Below are 18,215 nucleotides of genomic sequence, written 5' to 3'. Positions count from 1 at the left end.
GATGTCCTTCAGTGGCCGCCGGGCGCATGCGCCGCGATCTCGTTGCCATAACGCCACTCCAGCAAGGTCTTCAGCGCCATCGTCATCAGTGCCAGCAGGGCCAGCAGCGAGGCGACGGCGAACGCGCCGGCAAAGTCGTATTCGTTGTAGCGCATCTCCACTTCCAGCGGCATCGTGGTGGTCAGTCCGCGGATGTGACCGGATACCACCGACACCGCGCCGAACTCGCCCATCGCACGGGCATTGCACAGCAGCACGCCATACAGCAGCGCCCAGCGAATGTTGGGCAAGGTCACCCGGAAGAACATCTGCCAGCCGCTCGCGCCAAGCACGCGGGCGGCTTCCTCTTCCTCGCTGCCCTGCGACTGCATCAGCGGGATCAACTCGCGCGCGACGAACGGCAACGTGATGAAGATCGTCGCCAGCACCAGCCCCGGCACGGCAAAGATGATCCTGACCCCGTGCGCATCCAGCCACGGGCCGAACCAACCCTGCGCACCGAACAGCAGCACGTAGACCAGGCCCGAAATCACCGGCGAGACCGAGAACGGCAGATCGATGAATGCACCGAGCAAGGCCTTGCCGCGGAAATCGAAACGCGTTATCGCCCATGCCGCCATCACGCCGAACACCAGGTTGAGCGGTACCGCGATCGCCGCCACCAGCAGGGTCAGTCGGATCGCCGCCAGCGATTCATGCTGCCGGATGCTGGTCAGGTAGATGGCCGCGCCCTGGCGGAATGCCTCGACGAATACCGTCGCCAGGGGCAGCAACAGGAACAGCGCCAGGAAGCCGACCGCCAGCAGCACCAGCGCCCCACGCACGAGACGCCGCGACCAGGCCACCGGACGGGCGGACACGAGTGCGCTCATCGTCCCGACTCCGTCCAGCGGACGCTCCAGCGTTGCAGCAACGCAACCACCACCAGCAGCACGAACGAGAACAGCAGCATCACCACCCCCAGTGCCGCCGCGCCGGCGTAGTCGAACTGCTCAAGCTTCTGCACGATCAGCAACGGCGCGATCTCCGAGCGCATCGGGATATTGCCGGCGATGAAAATGACCGAACCGTATTCGCCGACCGCCCGCGCCAGCGCCAGCGCGAAACCGGTCAGCAGGGTCGGCGCCAGCATCGGAAGGATCACGCGCACGAACGTCTGCCAGCGTCGGGCGCCGAGGCTCTCGGCGGCGTCCTCGACGTCGCGGTCGAGCGATTCGAGCACCGGCTGCAGCGTGCGTACGACGAATGGAAAACCGACGAACACCATCGCGAGCAGCACTCCCAGCGGCGCGTAGGCGACCTTGATACTCCATGTCGCGAGCCAGCCGCCCAGCCAGCCATTCGGCGCATACAGCGTGGTGAGTGCGATGCCCGCCACCGCCGTCGGCAAGGCGAACGGCAGATCGACCAGCGCGTCGAACAGGCGCCGACCGGGAAAGCGATAGCGCACCAGCACCCACGCCACCAGCAACCCGATCACCGCGTTGACCGCCGCGGCCAGCAGCGCACCGCCGAAACTCAGCCTGAGCGCGGCCAGCGTGCGTGGCGACGACAGCAGGTGCAGCAGTCCGGCGACGCCGATGCCGGAGGCTTTCCAGGCCAGTGCCGCCAGCGGCAGTAGCACGATCAGTCCGAGATACGTCAGTGCGTAGCCCAGACTGATGCCGAATCCCGGAAGGACGTGACGCCGCATGATGCTCAGTTGCCGGGGCCGATCTGGTCGAAGATCGCGCCGTCGGCAAAGAACTTCGCCTGTACCTGGCGCCACGTGCCGAAGACATCCTTGATCGTGAACGTGTTCACCCTGGGAAACTGCGCGGCGAACTGCTGCGCCACGTCCGGCGAGCGCGGCCGGTAGAAATGCCCGGCCTCGATCGCCTGCCCCTGCGGCGAATACAGGAACTTCAGATAAGCCTCGGCAATCGCGCGCGTGCCGTGCTTGTCGGCGTTGCCGTCGACCACCGCGACCGGCGGTTCGGCCAGGATGGTCACCGAGGGCACCACGACCTCGAACGCATCCTTGCCCAGCTCCTGCCTGGCCAGCAGCGCCTCGTTTTCCCACGCCAGCAGCACATCGCCGACGCCGCGCTGAGCGAACGTGTTGGTGGCGCCGCGCGCGCCGGCATCCAGCACCGGCATGTGCTTGAACAGCTCCTGCGTGAATGCCCGCGCCTTCGCCTCGTTGCCGCCGGGCTGCTTCAGCGCATAGCCCCACGCCGCCAGGAAGGTCCAGCGCGCGCCGCCGGAGGTCTTCGGGTTCGGCGTGATCACCTGCACGCCGGGCTTGATCAGGTCGGGCCAGTCCTTGATGCCCTTGGGATTGCCCTTGCGCACCAGGAACACGATGGTCGAGGTATACGGCGAGGAGTTCTGCGGCAACCGCTGCTGCCAGTCCTTCGCCAGCAACCCGTGATCGGCGATGGCATCGATGTCCCAGGCCAGCGCGAGCGTCACCACGTCGGCCGACAGCCCATCGACCACCGAGCGCGCCTGCTTGCCGGAGCCACCGTGCGACATCTGGATGGTGACGTTGTCGCCGTGCCGTGCCTTCCATTGCGCGGCGAATGCTGCATTCACGTCGCGGTAGAGCTCGCGCGTGGGGTCGTAGGACACATTGAGCACGGTCACGTCCCTGGCGGCCGTCGTCGCCGTCACCAGGGTAGCGACGAGTGCCAGCAACACGGGGAGTTTCTTCATCGATGCGTCCGGTTTCGACAGGGAGACGATCAGCCTATCGACTGGTCACTGCGCTGCGAACTTGCGAAATCGCATAACGTTATGAGCGCTGGCAACGCCACGGCGAGCCGATTGTGTGCAGGCTGGCCGAGGTTCCTGCTGCTCCCGGCGCCGGCTTGCGACCTTGGTACAGGGCCGGCCACGGTCGATCCGTCGTATCCTTGGCAGCTGACTCTCCCTGCAGGAAGGCACAGCAATGAACAAGGTTTACCCGAGCGCGGCGAAAGCACTTGATGGGCTGCTGGTCGACAATATGACCATCGCCGCGGGCGGCTTCGGCCTGTGCGGCATTCCCGAGAACCTGATCGGCGCGCTGCTGGAAGCCGGCACCAAGGGCCTGACGATCGTCGGCAACAATGCCGGCGTGGACGACTTCGGCATGGGTCCGTTGCTGAAGACGCATCAGGTCAAGCGCGTCTACGCGTCCTACGTGGGCGAGAACAAGGAATTCGAGCGGCAGGTGCTGGCCGGTGAACTCGAACTGCATCTGACCCCGCAGGGCACGCTGGCCGAGAAGCTGCGCGCCGGCGGCGCCGGCATCCCCGGCTTCTACACACGCACCGCGTTCGGCACCAAGCTGGCCGAGGGTAAGGAAACCAAGGTCTTCGGCGACAAGGAATACGTGCTGGAAGAGGCGATCCACGCCGACCTGTCGATCGTCAAGGCGTGGAAGGGCGATGCGCACGGCAACCTGGTGTTCCACGAGACCGCGCGCAATTTCAACCCGATGATCGCCACCTGCGGCAAGATCTGCGTGGCCGAAGTCGAGCAACTGGTACCGGTCGGTTCGATCGATCCGGACCAGGTGCACGTGCCGGGCATCTACGTCGACCGCATCGTGCAGGGCGCGAAGTACGAGAAGCGGATCGAGTTCCGCACGATTGCCGGCGTGGCCGGCGGCAAGGAAAGCCCGATCCGCGTGGCGATGGCCAAACGTGCCGCGCAGGAGCTGCAGGACGGCTTCTACGTGAACCTCGGCATCGGCATCCCCACCATGGTGGCGAATTACATTCCCGACGGCGTCAATGTCACTTTGCAATCGGAGAACGGCCTGCTCGGCATCGGCCCATTCCCGAGCGAAGACAACATCGATCCCGACCTGATCAACGCCGGCAAACAGACCATCACCACCCTGCCCGGTTCCAGCTTCTTCTCCAGCGCGGAGTCGTTCGCGATGATCCGCGGCGGCCACATCGACTTGTCGATCCTCGGCGGCCTGGAAGTGTCATGCAACGGTGATCTGGCGAACTGGATGGTGCCGGGCAAGATGGTCAAGGGCCCGGGCGGCGCGATGGACCTGGTCAGCGGCGTCAAGCGCGTGGTGGTGCTGATGGAACACAGCGCGAAGGACGGCAGCCCGAAGATCAAGACCGACTGCGACCTGCCGCTGACCGGCAAGCAGGTCGTCGACCTGATCATCACCGACCTGTGCGTGTTCAAGGTCAACAAGGGCGAGGGACTGGTGCTGATCGAACTCAACGACGGCGTCAGCCTCGACGACGTGAAGGCCAGAACCGGCTGCGGGTTCGCGATCGACCCTGCACTGAAAAACGGCTGATTCGCGCGCGAGCGCATCCGATACCGCTGCGATCAACTCTTGTCGGACGCCTCAACCGGCAGGGGATGCGAAAAACGGATGCGGGCGATGTTTTCCCGGCCGACGCGCGTCTGCAATTCCAGCGGCCAGCCAAAACGGTCGCTGATGCGCTGGGCAATGGCCAGCTCGAATCCATGCCGGTCGGCGCCGTGCACACGCACTGGGCGCGAGCTGTCGCCGGGTATGTGGGGGTCGGCATGATTGCTCACGCTCACGACGCCAGGCATCACGGTGATCACCACACTGCCCTGCTCGGTCTGCTGGCAGGCGTTGCGGATCAACTGCCAGCAAAGCACTGAAAAAGCCTGCGCCGAGCCGCGCAAGGCGAAGCTGGCCGGCTCTTCCAGCAGCAGTTCGATGGGGCGGCCGGTCAGCAATTCCCGGGCGGATGCCAGCTCCGTGTGCAGCACGTCGTTGACGACGAAGCGTTCGCTGTCCGTGGCATCCGTCTCGCGGGCGAGCAGCAGCAAAGCCTCCACCAGCACCTCCATCTCGCGCGTGGCGCGCTTGATCCGGCGTACCGAGCGCGCGCCGAACTCGCTGAGGCCCTCTTCTTCGGTCAGCATGTCCACCGACATCTTGATCACGGTCAGCGGGCTGCGCAATTCGTGGCTGGCATCGCGGGTGAAGTTGCGCTCGCGCTGGTTGTAGCCGGCGATACGCGTGGCGAAACCGTGCAGCCCGTGCACCAGCGAGGCCACGTCGGCATCGGTATGCGTGGACAATTGATCCAGATGCAGGGATTCCGGATCGAGTTGCTGACCATCCCAGTGATTGACCAGTCGCGCCAGCGCACGCACCGGCCGCCATTCCCGGCGGGTGGTCAACCAGGCGATGGCGGTGGTGATCACGATCACCGCAATCACCACCGCTGTCGGCATGACGTTGTAGATGCCAAGGATGCAGACGATCGCAACGATCACAAACTGCAACCCGAATACCCACGCAATCCGCCGCCGGAAGGCACCCACACGAAATGTGACTGCTTTGACCCTGCTATCCATTACATGTTTGTGTCATGTCGATGTGATGTCAGGCCGTCTGTGTCGTTGACGCCACTTCTGATTCCAGATCCGCCAGACGATAGCCGGCCGAATGGATGGTGTGTAGCAGGGGCCGCGCGAAGGGCTTGTCTATGACCCGACGCAAATTATAAAGATGCGAACGCAAGGTGTCCGAGTCGGGCAACGTATCGCCCCATATCTCGCGCTCGATATCGCGCCGGCTGACCACCCGCGGCGATTCACGCATCAGGATCGCCAGCAGCTTCAGCCCGATCGGCGACACGGTGAGCTCCTGCCCTTCGCGGGTCAGGCGCAGCGTGGCGGTATCCAGTGTCATATCGCCGACCGTGAGCACTTCGGTCGATACCTGGCGGCGGTCGCGGCGGATCAGCGCGCGCAGGCGCGCCTCCAGCTCGCGCACCTCAAAGGGTTTCACCAGGTAGTCGTCGGCGCCCGCTTCGAGACCCACCAGTTTGTCTTCCAGCGTGTCGCGCGCGGTCAACATCAGCACCGGCGTGGATTTCTTCGCCTCCTTGCGCAGCTTGCGACACACTTCCAGCCCGTCCAGGCCCGGCAGCATCAGGTCCAGCACGATCACGTCGTAGCTGTTAGACACCGCCAGATGCAGCCCACTGACACCGTCGGCGGCATAGTCGACCGAATAGCCGCGGCGTTCGAGAAACTCGCCCACCATCTCGGCGATCTGGCGATTGTCCTCGACCAGAAGGATCAGCCCTGCTTGCTCGTCATGTACGGTCATATCGTCCCCACTTCCGTTGGTTTCACATATGTGAAGATCTAACCGGCTGGCAGGTGAGTGTTGTGTGAAACAGTGACCGGCGATTCAGAGATCGTTCGGTTTGAACTCAACGCAGCAGCGGCTTCAGAGCGCGCCATACGGTTTCGAGTACCGTCGGTTCCGCCCTCGCCACGGGGTGAAGGCCATCGTCCTGCATCAGCGCGGGATCGAGCGCGACGCCATCGAGCAGAAACGGCACCAGCGCGGTGTGCCGGCTGCGCGCCAGCTCGGCGTAGATCGCACGCAGGCCATCGCGATACTGCGGCCCGTAATTCACCGGCAGCTCGATGCCCACCAGCAACACCCGCACTTTCGCCCGCTGTGCCTGATCGATCATCGCAGCCAGGTTGTCTCGCAGCGCCGGCAACGGCAGGCCACGCAATCCGTCGTTGGCGCCCAGCTCCAGCACCAGTACGGCGGGTCGATATTTCGCCAGCAGCGCCGGCAGGCGGTTGCGTCCGCTCAACGAGGTCTCGCCACTGATGCTGGCATTGATCGCGGCCCACTTCGGCACCATCTTGCCAAGACGCGCATCCAGCAGGTGCACCCAGCCGGACTCGACCGGTATGTTGTGCGCCGCGGACAGCGAATCACCCAGTACCAGTACGGTTTTCGGCGTCGCCGCCAAGGCGCCGCCGCTGCCGCACAGAAAAACCAACCCGCTCCACAACAACCAATCAAGGCATCGACGCATGAGTGATTCTTCCCGTCCTCTTCTTCAGGCCTGCGATGTTAGCAAGTCGGTCAGCGGCCCCGAGGGACGACTGGAGATCCTCAGTCAGGTCAGCCTGCAGATCCGGCCGGGCGAGAGCTTCGCCATCGTCGGTGCCTCCGGTTCCGGCAAGACCACCCTGCTCGGCCTGCTGGCCGGGCTGGACACCCCCGATACCGGCAGCATCGAACTGGACGGGCATGCACTGCAGCAGCTGGACGAGGAAGCGCGCGCGGACCTGCGCCGGCGGCTGGTCGGCTTCGTGTTCCAGTCGTTCCATCTGCTGCCCGCGCTCACCGCCGAGGAAAACGTGATGCTGCCGCTGGAGCTGGAAGGCGTCAGCGCGGCACGCGAACGCGCGCGCGCAGCGCTCGACGCGGTCGGGCTGAGTTCCCGTCGGCGGCACTATCCGGCTCAGCTTTCCGGTGGCGAGCAGCAGCGCGTGGCGATCGCCCGAGCGTTCGTGCATGGCCCGCGCGTGCTGTTTGCCGACGAGCCCACCGGCAATCTGGACCAACGCACCGGCCACCATGTCTGCGACTTGCTGTTTGCGCTGAACCGCGATCATCACACCACGCTGGTGCTGGTGACTCACGACGCCACGCTGGCCGCGCGTTGCGATCGGCGGATCGAACTGGAGGAAGGCCGCGTGGTGCCGCACGATGTGAGCGCACACGCATGAAGATGCTGCTGCTCGCCCTGCGCAGCCTGCGCCGCGAATGGCACCTGCCCGAACTGCGCACGCTGGCCGCGTCGCTGGTGCTGGCGGTGGTCGCGCTCGGCGTGGTCGCCACACTGGCAACGCGGATCGAGCGCGGCATGCTGGCCAGTGCGGCCGAACTGATCGGCGGCGACATCGGCGTGTCGTCGCCACAAGCCGCACCGGACGCCTTTGTCGACAAGGCCCGTCAATACGACCTGCAGATCGCGCGCACGGCAAGCTTTCCCAGCGTGGCGTTCGCCCACCAGCAGACCCAGTTGCTCGACGTGCTGGCCAGCGGGCCGAACTATCCGTTGCGCGGCACGCTGGAGCTGGCGGACGCAGCAGGCCACACCCGCAAGGGTCACGCACCGACCGCGGGCGAGGTCTATCTCGATCATCGTGCGCTGGTCGCGTTGAACCTCGAGGTCGGCCAGCCGCTGCAGCTGGGCGGCCGTGAATTGACCATTGCTGCCGAACTCGTGCGCCAGCCCGACGGCGGCCAGCTGTTTGCGCTGGCGCCGCGCGCGTTGATGAATCTGGCCGATGCCGAACAGGCCGGCCTGCTCGGCGTCGGCAGTCGCGCCCGTCACCAGCTGCTGCTGGCGGGCGCTCCCGACGCGGTACAGCGCTGGCGCGACTGGGCGCAAGCGACGACGCTGCCGCAGGGCGCGCAGTTGATCACGCCGGAACAGACCCAGGAACGCATGCGCACGTCGTTCGACCGGGCGGGCGCGTTCCTGCGCCTGACCGCGTTGCTGTCGGCGCTGCTGGCCGGCATCGCGATTGCGCTGTCCGCGCAACGCTATGCACGACGCAAGACTTCCGAAGTTGCCCTGCTGCGCGCGCTGGGCACCTCACGCCGGCGCGTGCTGGGCCTGTTGCTCGGCACGCTCGGCGCACTCGCGCTGCCGGCGGCAGCACTCGGCCTGTTGCTGGCACTGGGGCTGTCGCAGCTGGCATGGCTGTTCGCCAGCCAGTTGTTCGGCAGCCTGCCGACCGTGCTGCCGCTGGCACCATCGTTCGCTGCTGCCGCGATGGGCATTGCCGTGCTGGCCGGCTTTGCACTGCCGCCGCTGGTACGGCTGGCCGAGGTGTCGCCGGTGGCGGTATTCCGTCAGAGCGTGACGCGGCGGGTACGCCGTTTCGACGTGTTGTATCTGATCCCCGCGCTGGTCGCGCTGGGCCTGATCTGGAGCCAGAGCAGTTCGCTGCAGCTGGCCGGCATCCTTGCCGCCAGCCTGCTCGGCGTAGCGGTGGTGGCCGCCTTGCTGGCCGCCTTGCTGCTGTGGCTGGCGCGGCGCATCGCACCCGGCGCACATCCGGCGCTGCGGCTGGGTCTTGCCGCGCTGGCGCGGCGGCGCACGCTGAGCCTGATCCAGGCCACCGCGCTCAGCCTTGGCCTGTGCGCGCTGTTGTTGCTGGCGATCGTCGCGCCAGCCCTGCTGCAGGGCTGGCGCCAGGAATTGCCGGCGGATACGCCGAACTGGTTCGCGCTGAACCTGCAGGATGACCAGCGCACCGGCTTCGAGCACGCGCTGGCCGGCATCGGTGGCGACCAGCTCAACATGCTGCCGCTGGCGGTGGGCAAGCTCACCGCGATCAACGGCGCGCCGATCGACCAGCTGCATTTCGAGGACGAGCGAGCGAAGGATTGGGCCGACCGGCAACTGCGCCTGTCGTGGGCCGATGCCTTGCCACCGTCGAACCAGGTGATCGCCGGTCAGTGGCAAGGTGCGCATCCGGCCCAGGCCGAAGTGTCGATCGACACCATGTGGCGCGACATGTTTGCGCTGAAGGTGGGTGATACGCTGAGTTTCAATGTCGGCGAAGGCAGCCTCGATGCGAAGGTCGGCAGCATCCGCAAGGTCGACTGGAGTTCGTTCCGGGTCAACTTCTTCCTGCTGCTCGATCCGGCCCACGCCGGCAACCTGCCGCATACCTGGCTGGCCAGTTTCCATTTGCCGCGCGGCCACGCCACGCAACTGGCGCAGCTGTCGCGCGACTATTCCAACCTCAGCCTGGTCGACGTGGACTCGCTGCTCGACCGCGTGCGCGAAATCGTCGACCGGGTCGGCAACGCGGTGCGCTGGATCCTCGGCTTCAGCCTGCTCGCCGGCGCGCTGGTGCTGGCTGCCGCACTCGCCGCCAGCGCGGCCGAACGCCGGCACGAGGCCGCGCTGCTGCGCACGCTGGGCGCACGCCGCAACCAGCTGCGCGTCGCCGCCGCCTGCGAATTCGCCCTGCTCGGGCTGGTCGCGGGCCTTACCGCCGCGCTCGGTGCCGCGGGTGCCGGCCTATGGCTGGGTCATGCGGTGTTCCACATCGAAGGCTTCGTGCCGCCGCTGTGGCCACTGGTATTCGCAGCACTCGGCGCAGGCTTCGTGGTGATGCTGCTGGGTCTGGTCGGCACGCGCAAGGTGACGCGCACGCCGCCGATGCGATTGCTGCGCGAAGGCTGAGTCGCGTTGCACGGCGGCAGGAAGCGATCACCGGTGTGGGTAAAATGTGTCGCCCGCGCTTGCACTTAGAGGATCGATGACTCCCATGTACACGCTGTACTACTCCCCCGGCACCGCCAGCATGGTGGTGCACCTGGCCCTGTTGGAAATCGGTGCGCTGCATGAATTGCGGCTGGTCGACTTCGACACCGACGCACAGCACGATCCGGCCTATCTGAAACTCAATCCGCGTGGCGTGGTGCCGACGCTGGTGATCGATGGTCGGCCGTTGTCGGAGTCGGCGGCGTTGTTGATGGTGCTGGCCGAGCGTCACCCGGAAGCGAAGCTGGCGCCAGCACCGGGTACGCCCGAACGCGAGGCGTGGCAGCAGTGGATCGTCTATCTCAGCAATACGCTGATGTCGACGTACCGCTTCTGGTTCTATCCGTCGGAGCTGGGCGCACCGGAGCACACGCCGGAAGTGCATGCCGCCCTGCAGCGCAAGGTCGAAAGTGTGTGGGATCTGCTGGATGCGCAACTCAACGCGAACGGCCCCTACCTGCTGGGCAGGGAATTCTCCGGCGCCGACCTGCTGCTGACCATGCTGATGCGCTGGTCGCGCAACATGCCGCGTCCGGTCACCGAATGGCCGGCACTGAAGCGGCTGGCCGATCTGGTCCGTGCGCGCCCGAGCTGGCAGAAGCTGTACGAGATCGAGGGACTGAGCGAGTGGTGAACTACGGCGTTCGGGCCGCGCGTGTCGACAAGCGGCTGGGAGCGACTTCAGTCGCGATCGGCACAGGCAGCTCTGCAACACCATCGCGGCTGAAGCCGCTCCCACAACACCAACGCATCGTCCGGTGGTGAACGAGCTCGCACACTCGCGCACCGACTGGCGCGCAAAGCTTTGGGCCGAATGGCTGTTGCTGCTGTTCGCCGCATTGACGATCGCGCTGGCCCTGCTCGACCCGCAACCGCTGACGAAATATCAGCACTGGTTGCAGTTGCCGACGCTGGCCGGCCTGATGGGGCTGCTGATCGCGATCCAGGGCATCCGCGACAGCGGACTGGTGCAGCACGCAGCGGTCGCCGTGGTGGCGAAAGCACATTCATTGCGCAGTCTCGGCTTGCTGCTGGTAATCGCGACGGCGTTGTTGTCGATGGTGCTGACCAACGACGTGAGCCTGTTCCTGATCGTGCCGTTGACGCTGGCGATCGGCAGCATGTCGAACCTGCCGGTGCTGCGCATGGTGGTGCTGGAGGCGCTGGCGGTGAATGCGGGTTCCACCCTGAGCCCGATCGGCAACCCGCAGAACCTGCTGTTGTGGCAGCACTCGTCGTTGCCGTTCCTGCATTTCGCGGCAGCGATGCTGCCGGCGGCGGCGGTGATGTTCGTGCTGGTGGCGGCATTCACCCTGCTGTGGTTGCCGCGCGATCGGGTCGAACTGACTCCGGACAAGATCGATGGTCAGGTGACATCGAACCGGCTCGGCGCATGGTCGATGGTCGCGCTGGCCGGCATGGTGCTGTTGATGGAATATCACCAGGCGCCGCTGGGTGCCGCGCTACTGCTGGGGCTGTTCGCGCTGCTGGCGCGATCGAGTCTGGCGCGGATCGACTGGCTGCTGCTGTTGACGTTCGCCGCGATCTTTCTGGGGCTGGGCCACTTCGCCGAGCTGCCGCTGGTGCGCGATGCGCTGGACCGGCTCGATTTCAGCCAATCGCTGACTTTGTATGCCAGCGGCATCGTCGCCTCGCAGCTGATCAGCAACGTGCCGGCCACGGTGCTGCTGCTGGATCGCACTCCAGACGCGATCGCGCTGGCAGTGGCGGTGAACGTGGGTGGCTTCGGCGTGGCGATCGGCTCACTGGCGAACCTGATCGCACTGCGTCTGGCGAAACAGCCGCGCGGCCTGCGGCTGCTACACCTGGTATCGATTCCGTTCCTGCTGGTGTGCGCGCCGCTGGTGTACCTGGCCTGGCGCTGGCTGGGCTGATATCCGGCCGCTCCTGCCCACGCGAAGCGCGGGCAGGAGTTCAAGCCATCTCAATCGTCATCGCCGTCGTCGTTATCGTGCGGCACACTGACCTTGCCCTTCACCCCGGAATGATTGACGTCGCCGCTGCCCTTCGCACCGAGACTGAAATCGCCGGCCACATCGCTCACCGTGAGATCGCCGGAACCCAGCGTATCGGCATGCACGCTGCCGCCGACATTGCGCAGCGTGACATCACCCGAGCCGATGCTGCCGACCCTGGCATCGCCCTTGATGCCATCGGCCTTGAAGTCGCCGGAGCCGACTGAGCCCAGCTCCAGGCTGCCGATATCGGTCGCGTCGACATCACCCGAACCCACGCTGGTACCGAACTTGCCGGACACCTTGCGTACGTGCAGATCACCCGAGCCGACGTTGCTCTGCAGCTGTTGCACGCCACTGACGTCGGCGTCGCCGGAGCCCACGCTGAGGGTTACCGGCAGGTTCGCCGGCAGCTGCACGGTGACCTCGAGATTCGCGTAAGAGTTGCCGAACAGGCTTAGCGAGAAATGGTTGTTGCTGCCACCGATGTCGAGCAGCAGTTGATCGCCTTCGCGCTGCTGGGTGACCTGCAGATCGTCCAGCGCGGCCTTCTCCGAAGCACAGGCGCGCCCCGTAACGGTAAGGCCCCTGGCGCTGTCGCTACCGGTCAGGTGCAGGTCCTGGCTGTGCACTTCGATCTGCACGGCACGCACGCCGGCCAGATCAAGCTGGAGGTTTCGCGGCGCTTCGTACTTGCACGGCGTGGCGGCGAAGGCAGCGAACGGCGCAAGCAACAGGGCGGCGGTGAAAAGACGGCGCATGATGAACTCCTCGGGTTGGCAACAGGCTTGAGATGCAGCTCGGCGCAAAAGGGTTGCATGCCACTCCAACGCCGGCGGATGCCCCGATGGGGTGCCGCGCCTCGACGTTCGTGGTCAAGGCTCGCGCTCGATCGCTTTGGCACGCTGCCATAGTTGTTCCTGTTCGGCGAGCGTGCGTTCCCCGAATACCGCACCTTCGGCAGCAGCCAGTTGCTCCATCTGCCGGAAACGCCGTTCGAATTTCGCATTGGCATGCCGCAGCGCCTGCGAGAAATCGATGCCGGCATGGCGTGCCAGATTCACCGTCACGAACAGCACGTCGCCGATTTCGTCTTGCAGTCGCGCCGGATCGGCGCCGTTGGCGAACTCGGCACGCACCTCGTCCACTTCCTCGACCAGCTTGGCCAGTACCGGCTGCGGATCGGTCCATTCGAAACCGGTGCTGGCCGCGCGTTGCTGCAGTTTCAGCGCGCGCTTCCATTCCGGCAGACCGGCCGAGATACCGGCCAGCGCGCTGTCGTCGGCAGACTCCCCCTTATCCGCGCGTTCGCGGGTCTTGATGTCTTCCCACGCACGCTTCTGTTCGTCTAGATCCGCGTAACGCACGTCGCCGAATACATGCGGATGGCGCCGCTGCATCTTCGCGCTGATCGCATGGGCGACATCGGCGAAATCAAACAGCCCCTGCTCCTGCGCCATCTGCGAATGGAATACCACCTGCAGCAGCAGATCGCCCAGTTCGTCGCGCAGATCTGGCCAGTCGCGGCGGTCGATCGCGTCGGCCACTTCGTAGGCCTCCTCGATCGTGTACGCCGCGATCGACGCGAAATCCTGCTGCACGTCCCACGGGCAACCCCGCTGGGGATCGCGCAGGCGCGCCATGATTGCAAGCAGGTCGTCGAGGCTGTATCGGGGTGAATCGCTCATGCCGTGCCAGATCCCATCAATGCATCGAATCAGCGTTGTATCGCCGCCTGCAGTCGTGCCGCCCAATCGACGGCCATATCGCCGACGGCGATGAATTCGGGATTCAGCAACGACTCGCCACGGTTGTAGCGGAACGGCTGGCCGGACAGATCCAGTACCGCGCCACCAGCCTCGTCCAGCACGCATTGCGCGGCGGCGGTGTCCCACTCGCTGGTGAGGCCAAGGCGCAGATAGACGTCCGCCGCACCGCGTGCGATCAGGCAGAATTTCAGCGACGAGCCGAGCGGTACCAATTCGTAATCGTTACCGATCAACTGCTGCAGCAAGCTGCTCTGCGAGCCGCCATGCGAACGGCTGCCCGCCACCAGCGGTGACTGCCCCAGTGGGCGGGTGCGGATGCGTTGCCAGTCACCATCGGCCTGGATCTGCAGCCACGCGCCCTGCCCGTGTGCGGCGATGTACAACTCCCCGGTGACCGGCGCCAGCACCACGCCGAGCACGGGCTGGCGCTCGTCGATCAGCGCGATATTGACGGTGAACTCACCGTTGCGCTTGACGAACTCGCGGGTGCCATCGAGCGGGTCCACCAACCAGTAGCGTGACCAGTGCCGGCGTTCGGACCACGGCAGCGCCTTTGCTTCTTCCGACAATATCGGCAACAGCGGATCGAGGCTGCTCAGGCCGGCCAGGATGACCTGCTGAGCGGCCAGGTCCGCGGCGGTCAGCGGCGACTCATCGGCCTTGGTCTGCACCGCGAAGTCGCTGTGGTAAATCGACAGGATCGCCGCGCCGGCGGCACGTGCGATATCGCCAATCTGCCGGGCAAGGTCGGGGGCGGTACTCATGTGCGCTGGAAGCGCCCAGCAAGGTATTCGCGGGCCATGAACAACGCGGCAATCGAGCGCCCTTCGGTCACGTCATCGCGACCGAGCAGGGTGTGCAGCTCGGCCATCTTCCACGGCACCACTTCGAGCTCTTCCGGTTCGTCGCCGACCAGCTTTTCGGGATACAAATCCTGCGCCAGCACCACGTGCGCCATATGCGTCATGTACGAGGGCGACAGCGACAGGTTGTGCAGAATCTTCAGCTTGTGCGCGCCGTAACCGATCTCTTCCTTCAACTCGCGCTCGGCGCCCTGTTCGGCGGTCTCGTCCTGATCCAGCCGGCCCTTCGGCAGGCCCAGTTCATAGCGGCCCACACCACCGCCGTATTCGCGCACCAGCAGCACGGTTTCATCATCGAGCATCGGCACGATGATCACCGCGCCCAGGCCGCTGCCTTTCAATCGTTCATACGTACGCCGTACGCCGTTGGAGAATTCCAGATCGAGCTGTTCGACCTGCAGGAACCGGCTGTCGCTGACGTCCCGCATGGCATGGATGATGGGTAATTTTGGCATCTGCACATTCTAGCGCGCGTCGCTCAACGCCGCAGGCGCTGCAGCGCCTGCGGGTGGACAGCCGACGTGCCGGCCAGCACGCTGCGCGTCTCCAGCGTCAGCGGCGCGCCATCAAGATCGGTGAACACGCCGCTGGCTTCGCGCACGATCACCGCCAGCGCCGCGATGTCGAGGATGTTCACGTCCGACTCGATCACCAGGTCCAGCGAGCCACGTGCCAGCAGGTGGTAATGGCAGAAATCACCGTAACCGCGGATACGGTTGCTGTCGCGGATCAATGCCCCCAGTGCGTCCCAGCGGGCATCGGCGGTGAGCGTCTTGACGTTGCCGATGGAAATGGATGTCTCGCCGATCGTGCTGGTGGCAGCCACTTGCACGCGTTCGCCATCGAGCCACGCGCCGTTGCCGGCGCTTGCCCACATCGTCTCACCGTAAATCGGCGCACTGGATACACCGAGCACCAGTTCATCGCCATCCATCAGCGCAATCTGGGTCGAGAAGAACGGCGTGCGCCGCACGAAACTCTTGGTGCCATCGAGCGGATCGACCAGCCACAGCAGCCCGCCGCGCTCACCCTCCAGACCGAATTCCTCACCGTAGATGGACGCCTGCGGCAAGGCGGCTTGCAGGATTCTCCGGATCGCCTGCTCGGCCTCGCGGTCGGCGATGGTCACCGGCGTCGCATCGGACTTCAGCTCGACCTCGACGCCGCGACGCCAGTAATGCCGGATCACTTCGGCAGCGGCTTCGGCGGCCTCGCGTGCGGCAGTCAGCGCTAATGCGGTGATGTCAGGATTCATGTGGGTCTCGTGTCCTCATTTCGATGGCGCCGCCGGCAGGGTGCCAGCCAGCCCACCACTGCGCTGGATATGCACGCTGCCGTCAGCGGCTGGTTGCCCCAACCCGGCCAGCCATCGGCGCAGTGCCGGATCAGTCTGTCGGGGACGCAGCGTCGCGTCCAGTCGCCAGCCGAGCGGACTGAGCTGCAACTGACCGTTCGCATGCAATGGTCCGTTCCCGTCATCATGTACTTGCGCCTGAATCACGCCGCCATGCGCCTGCGCCTGCCACTGCAGTTCGCCGAGCGCCACGTCGCCGCCATGCGTGTGCATGACGGCATGCCGCCAGTGCGCCTGCGCCTGCAGTTGCAGCGGCCAGCCACCTTGCAACAACGCATGGTCGATCGTCACCAGCAGCTCGCCACGGGGCTGGTCCAACGGCGACTTCACGTAGGGATCCAGCGCAGCCAGATCGGCCCGCAGGCTCACTTCGCGCCATGCGACCTGATTGTCGGGCAGTCGTTGCACCCCGCCGGAGAAGGCGAGTTGCGGCCCATCGAAGTCCAGGTGCAGCTGCAGCTCTCCCAGCAGTGCACGCCGCGATATGTGCCATTGCACCTGCCCCAGCACATGGCCATCGGTGGCCACGACCTGACCGGCGCGGCCATCCCACAGCAGCCCCTGCACCTGCTGCAGACGCAGTCCATGCAGTTGCGGCTCGAGCCACAGCATCGCCCAGCGCGCCGGCAGAAACCACAGCAATAAAGCCGCGGCCAGCAGCACCACGCCGAGACCGAGCAGGTGTTTTCGCAAGTACTTCAAGCGTCGAGTTCCGGGATGATTCATGCGCGGACTTGAGCGTCCATGGCGCAACGCCGATGATAGCCGGATGAGCAAGCCCGCAAGCAGCAACGCCGCACTCGCCACGCGCGACCTGAAACACCTGTGGCATCCCTGCACGCAGATGCACGACCATGAAAGCGTGCCGATGGTACCGATCGTGCGCGGCGAAGGCGCGTGGCTGGTCGACGCCGACGGTCGCCGCTACCTGGACGGCATCAGCTCGTGGTGGACCAACCTGTTCGGCCACACCAATCCGCGCATCGCCGCCGCACTGGCCGAGCAGGCACGCACGCTGGAGCATGTGATCTTTGCCGGCTTCACCCATGCACCGGCGATCGAGCTGGCCGAGGAACTGGTGCGTGTCACGCCGCCCGGACTCGATCGCGTGTTCTACGCCGACAACGGCTCGGCGGCGATCGAAGTGGCGCTGAAGATGAGCTTCCATTACTGGCTCAACCAGGGTCATGGCGAGAAGACCCGCTTCATCGCGCTCAGCGGCAGCTATCACGGCGAGACGCTGGGTGCGTTGTCGGTAAGCGACGTGGCGCTGTACCGCAAGACCTATGCGCCGCTGCTGCTGACGCCGTTTCTGGCGCCATCCCCGGACACGTATGAGGGCGAGCCGGGTGAGTCGCCCGAACAGACGGCCAAACGCCGACTCGCCGAACTACGCGCGCTGCTCGAACGTCATGCGCATGAAACCTGCGCCGTGATCGTCGAGCCGCTGGTGCAATGCGCCGGCGGCATGCGCATGTATCACCCGAGTTACCTGGCCGGCCTGCGTGCACTATGCGATGAGTTTGCGGTGCACTTCATCGCCGACGAGATCGCGGTGGGCTTCGGCCGTACCGGCAGCTTGTTCGCCTGCGAGCAGGCCGACGTGACCCCGGATTTCATGTGCCTGTCGAAAGGCCTCACTGGCGGTTTCCTGCCGTTGTCGGCGGTGCTCACCACCACCGGCGTCTATGAGGCGTTCTACGCGGAATACAGCGCCGGCAAGGCGTTCCTGCATTCGCACAGCTATACCGGCAACCCGCTGGCCTGCCGGGTAGCGCTGGAAACACTGGCGATCTTCCGCGATGAGCCGGTGCTCGAACGCAATCGTCAGCTCGCCACGCATCTGGCCCGTCGGCTCGAACCACTGCGTGACCACCCGCATGTCGCCGACGTGCGCCAGACCGGCATGATCGCAGCGATCGAGCTGGTCGCCGACAAAGCCAGCCGACGTCCGTTTCCGGCAGACGAGCGCCGCGGTCTGCGCGTGTACCTGCATGGCCTGCAGCAGGGCGTGCTGCTGCGCCCGCTCGGCAACGTGGTGTATTTCATGCCACCTTACGTAGTCACAGAAGCGGAAATCGATCTGCTGGTCGACACCGCGATCGCCGGCATCGAACGCGCTGTGACCGGCTGACCTCACCCGACACTGCGGAACACGATAC

At 65.5% G+C, this 18,215-nt stretch carries 18 protein-coding genes and 1 pseudogene; 7 read left to right on the top strand and 12 right to left on the bottom strand.

The annotated features are described in order from the left end of the window. Positions 1-8: 8 nt before the first annotated feature. The 3 genes from cysW to EAH75_RS13505 are packed head-to-tail and all read right to left on the bottom strand — an operon-like array spanning position 9 to position 2,697. Positions 9-872 carry a sulfate ABC transporter permease subunit CysW gene (cysW, locus tag EAH75_RS13515; protein ID WP_140652285.1) on the bottom strand — a complete coding sequence of 288 codons (864 nt, stop codon included), beginning with the start codon at positions 870-872 and terminating at the stop codon, positions 9-11. Then, a complete protein-coding gene (gene cysT, locus EAH75_RS13510; protein ID WP_140652283.1) occupies positions 869-1,693 on the bottom strand; it encodes a sulfate ABC transporter permease subunit CysT in 825 nt (274 codons plus the stop codon). The genes cysW and cysT overlap by 4 nt, the downstream gene beginning before the upstream one ends. Before the next feature lie 5 nt (positions 1,694-1,698). Then, the gene (locus EAH75_RS13505) at positions 1,699-2,697 is read right to left on the bottom strand and encodes a sulfate ABC transporter substrate-binding protein (RefSeq protein WP_140652280.1); all 999 of its coding nucleotides are present in this window, start codon (positions 2,695-2,697) and stop codon (positions 1,699-1,701) included. 235 nt (positions 2,698-2,932) lie between these two features. Here EAH75_RS13505 and EAH75_RS19955 point away from each other — a divergent pair. Then, positions 2,933-3,568: pseudogene (locus EAH75_RS19955) on the top strand (CoA transferase subunit A); the annotation flags it as partial. 93 nt (positions 3,569-3,661) lie between these two features. Continuing rightward, a complete protein-coding gene (locus EAH75_RS19950; RefSeq protein WP_240046234.1) occupies positions 3,662-4,294 on the top strand; it encodes a 3-oxoacid CoA-transferase subunit B in 633 nt (210 codons plus the stop codon). Between the two features lie 32 nt (positions 4,295-4,326). Here EAH75_RS19950 and EAH75_RS13495 read toward each other — a convergent pair whose 3' ends face one another. The 3 genes from EAH75_RS13495 to EAH75_RS13485 all read right to left on the bottom strand — a co-directional run bounded on the left by EAH75_RS13495 (position 4,327) and on the right by EAH75_RS13485 (position 6,830). Beyond that, positions 4,327-5,337, bottom strand: coding sequence for a sensor histidine kinase (locus EAH75_RS13495; protein ID WP_140652276.1), 1,011 nt, complete (start codon positions 5,335-5,337; stop codon positions 4,327-4,329). A 28-nt stretch (positions 5,338-5,365) separates the two neighbouring features. Beyond that, entirely contained in the window at positions 5,366-6,097 is a 732-nt protein-coding gene (locus EAH75_RS13490; RefSeq protein ID WP_140652274.1) for a response regulator transcription factor, read from the bottom strand. 106 nt (positions 6,098-6,203) lie between these two features. Then, complete coding sequence (locus EAH75_RS13485) at positions 6,204-6,830, bottom strand: arylesterase (RefSeq protein ID WP_140652272.1); 627 nt, start codon at positions 6,828-6,830, stop codon at positions 6,204-6,206. Between EAH75_RS13485 and EAH75_RS13480 the strand changes: the two genes are divergently transcribed. From EAH75_RS13480 to EAH75_RS13465, 4 genes are all read left to right on the top strand, one after another. Beyond that, positions 6,829-7,530 carry an ABC transporter ATP-binding protein gene (locus tag EAH75_RS13480; RefSeq protein WP_140652270.1) on the top strand — a complete coding sequence of 234 codons (702 nt, stop codon included), beginning with the start codon at positions 6,829-6,831 and terminating at the stop codon, positions 7,528-7,530. The two genes, EAH75_RS13485 and EAH75_RS13480, sit on opposite strands and share 2 nt — an antisense overlap. Beyond that, the gene (locus tag EAH75_RS13475; protein ID WP_140652267.1) at positions 7,527-10,010 is read left to right on the top strand and encodes an ABC transporter permease; all 2,484 of its coding nucleotides are present in this window, start codon (positions 7,527-7,529) and stop codon (positions 10,008-10,010) included. The genes EAH75_RS13480 and EAH75_RS13475 overlap by 4 nt, the downstream gene beginning before the upstream one ends. Before the next feature lie 85 nt (positions 10,011-10,095). Beyond that, positions 10,096-10,725 carry a glutathione S-transferase family protein gene (locus tag EAH75_RS13470; RefSeq protein ID WP_140652478.1) on the top strand — a complete coding sequence of 210 codons (630 nt, stop codon included), beginning with the start codon at positions 10,096-10,098 and terminating at the stop codon, positions 10,723-10,725. Positions 10,726-10,852: 127 nt separating this feature from the next. Next, a complete protein-coding gene (locus EAH75_RS13465; protein ID WP_170212230.1) occupies positions 10,853-11,986 on the top strand; it encodes an SLC13 family permease in 1,134 nt (377 codons plus the stop codon). 50 nt (positions 11,987-12,036) lie between these two features. Here EAH75_RS13465 and EAH75_RS13460 read toward each other — a convergent pair whose 3' ends face one another. The 6 genes from EAH75_RS13460 to EAH75_RS13435 form a co-directional block, all read right to left on the bottom strand. Beyond that, positions 12,037-12,828 carry a DUF4097 family beta strand repeat-containing protein gene (locus EAH75_RS13460; RefSeq protein WP_140652265.1) on the bottom strand — a complete coding sequence of 264 codons (792 nt, stop codon included), beginning with the start codon at positions 12,826-12,828 and terminating at the stop codon, positions 12,037-12,039. A gap of 114 nt (positions 12,829-12,942) precedes the next feature. Beyond that, positions 12,943-13,755 carry a nucleoside triphosphate pyrophosphohydrolase gene (mazG, locus tag EAH75_RS13455; protein WP_140652263.1) on the bottom strand — a complete coding sequence of 271 codons (813 nt, stop codon included), beginning with the start codon at positions 13,753-13,755 and terminating at the stop codon, positions 12,943-12,945. Positions 13,756-13,784: 29 nt separating this feature from the next. Then, positions 13,785-14,600 carry a 3'(2'),5'-bisphosphate nucleotidase CysQ gene (gene cysQ / locus EAH75_RS13450; RefSeq protein ID WP_140652260.1) on the bottom strand — a complete coding sequence of 272 codons (816 nt, stop codon included), beginning with the start codon at positions 14,598-14,600 and terminating at the stop codon, positions 13,785-13,787. Next, the gene (gene nudE, locus EAH75_RS13445; protein WP_140652258.1) at positions 14,597-15,154 is read right to left on the bottom strand and encodes an ADP compounds hydrolase NudE; all 558 of its coding nucleotides are present in this window, start codon (positions 15,152-15,154) and stop codon (positions 14,597-14,599) included. The genes cysQ and nudE overlap by 4 nt, the downstream gene beginning before the upstream one ends. A 23-nt stretch (positions 15,155-15,177) precedes the next feature. After that, entirely contained in the window at positions 15,178-15,954 is a 777-nt protein-coding gene (locus tag EAH75_RS13440; protein WP_140652255.1) for an inositol monophosphatase family protein, read from the bottom strand. Positions 15,955-15,969: 15 nt separating this feature from the next. Continuing rightward, positions 15,970-16,755: a type II secretion system protein N gene (locus EAH75_RS13435; protein WP_140652253.1), complete on the bottom strand. Its 786-nt coding sequence runs from the start codon at positions 16,753-16,755 to the stop codon at positions 15,970-15,972. 67 nt (positions 16,756-16,822) lie between these two features. Between EAH75_RS13435 and EAH75_RS13430 the strand changes: the two genes are divergently transcribed. Further along, positions 16,823-18,187, top strand: coding sequence for an adenosylmethionine--8-amino-7-oxononanoate transaminase (locus EAH75_RS13430; protein WP_140652251.1), 1,365 nt, complete (start codon positions 16,823-16,825; stop codon positions 18,185-18,187). The last annotated feature ends 28 nt before the right edge of the window (positions 18,188-18,215 follow it).

Origin of the sequence: Rhodanobacter glycinis (assembly GCF_006438785.1) — a bacterium.
Lineage (GTDB): Bacteria > Pseudomonadota > Gammaproteobacteria > Xanthomonadales > Rhodanobacteraceae > Rhodanobacter > Rhodanobacter glycinis_A.
Note: the sequence above shows the minus strand (reverse complement) of the source record. Positions and strands in the feature narration are given on the sequence as shown.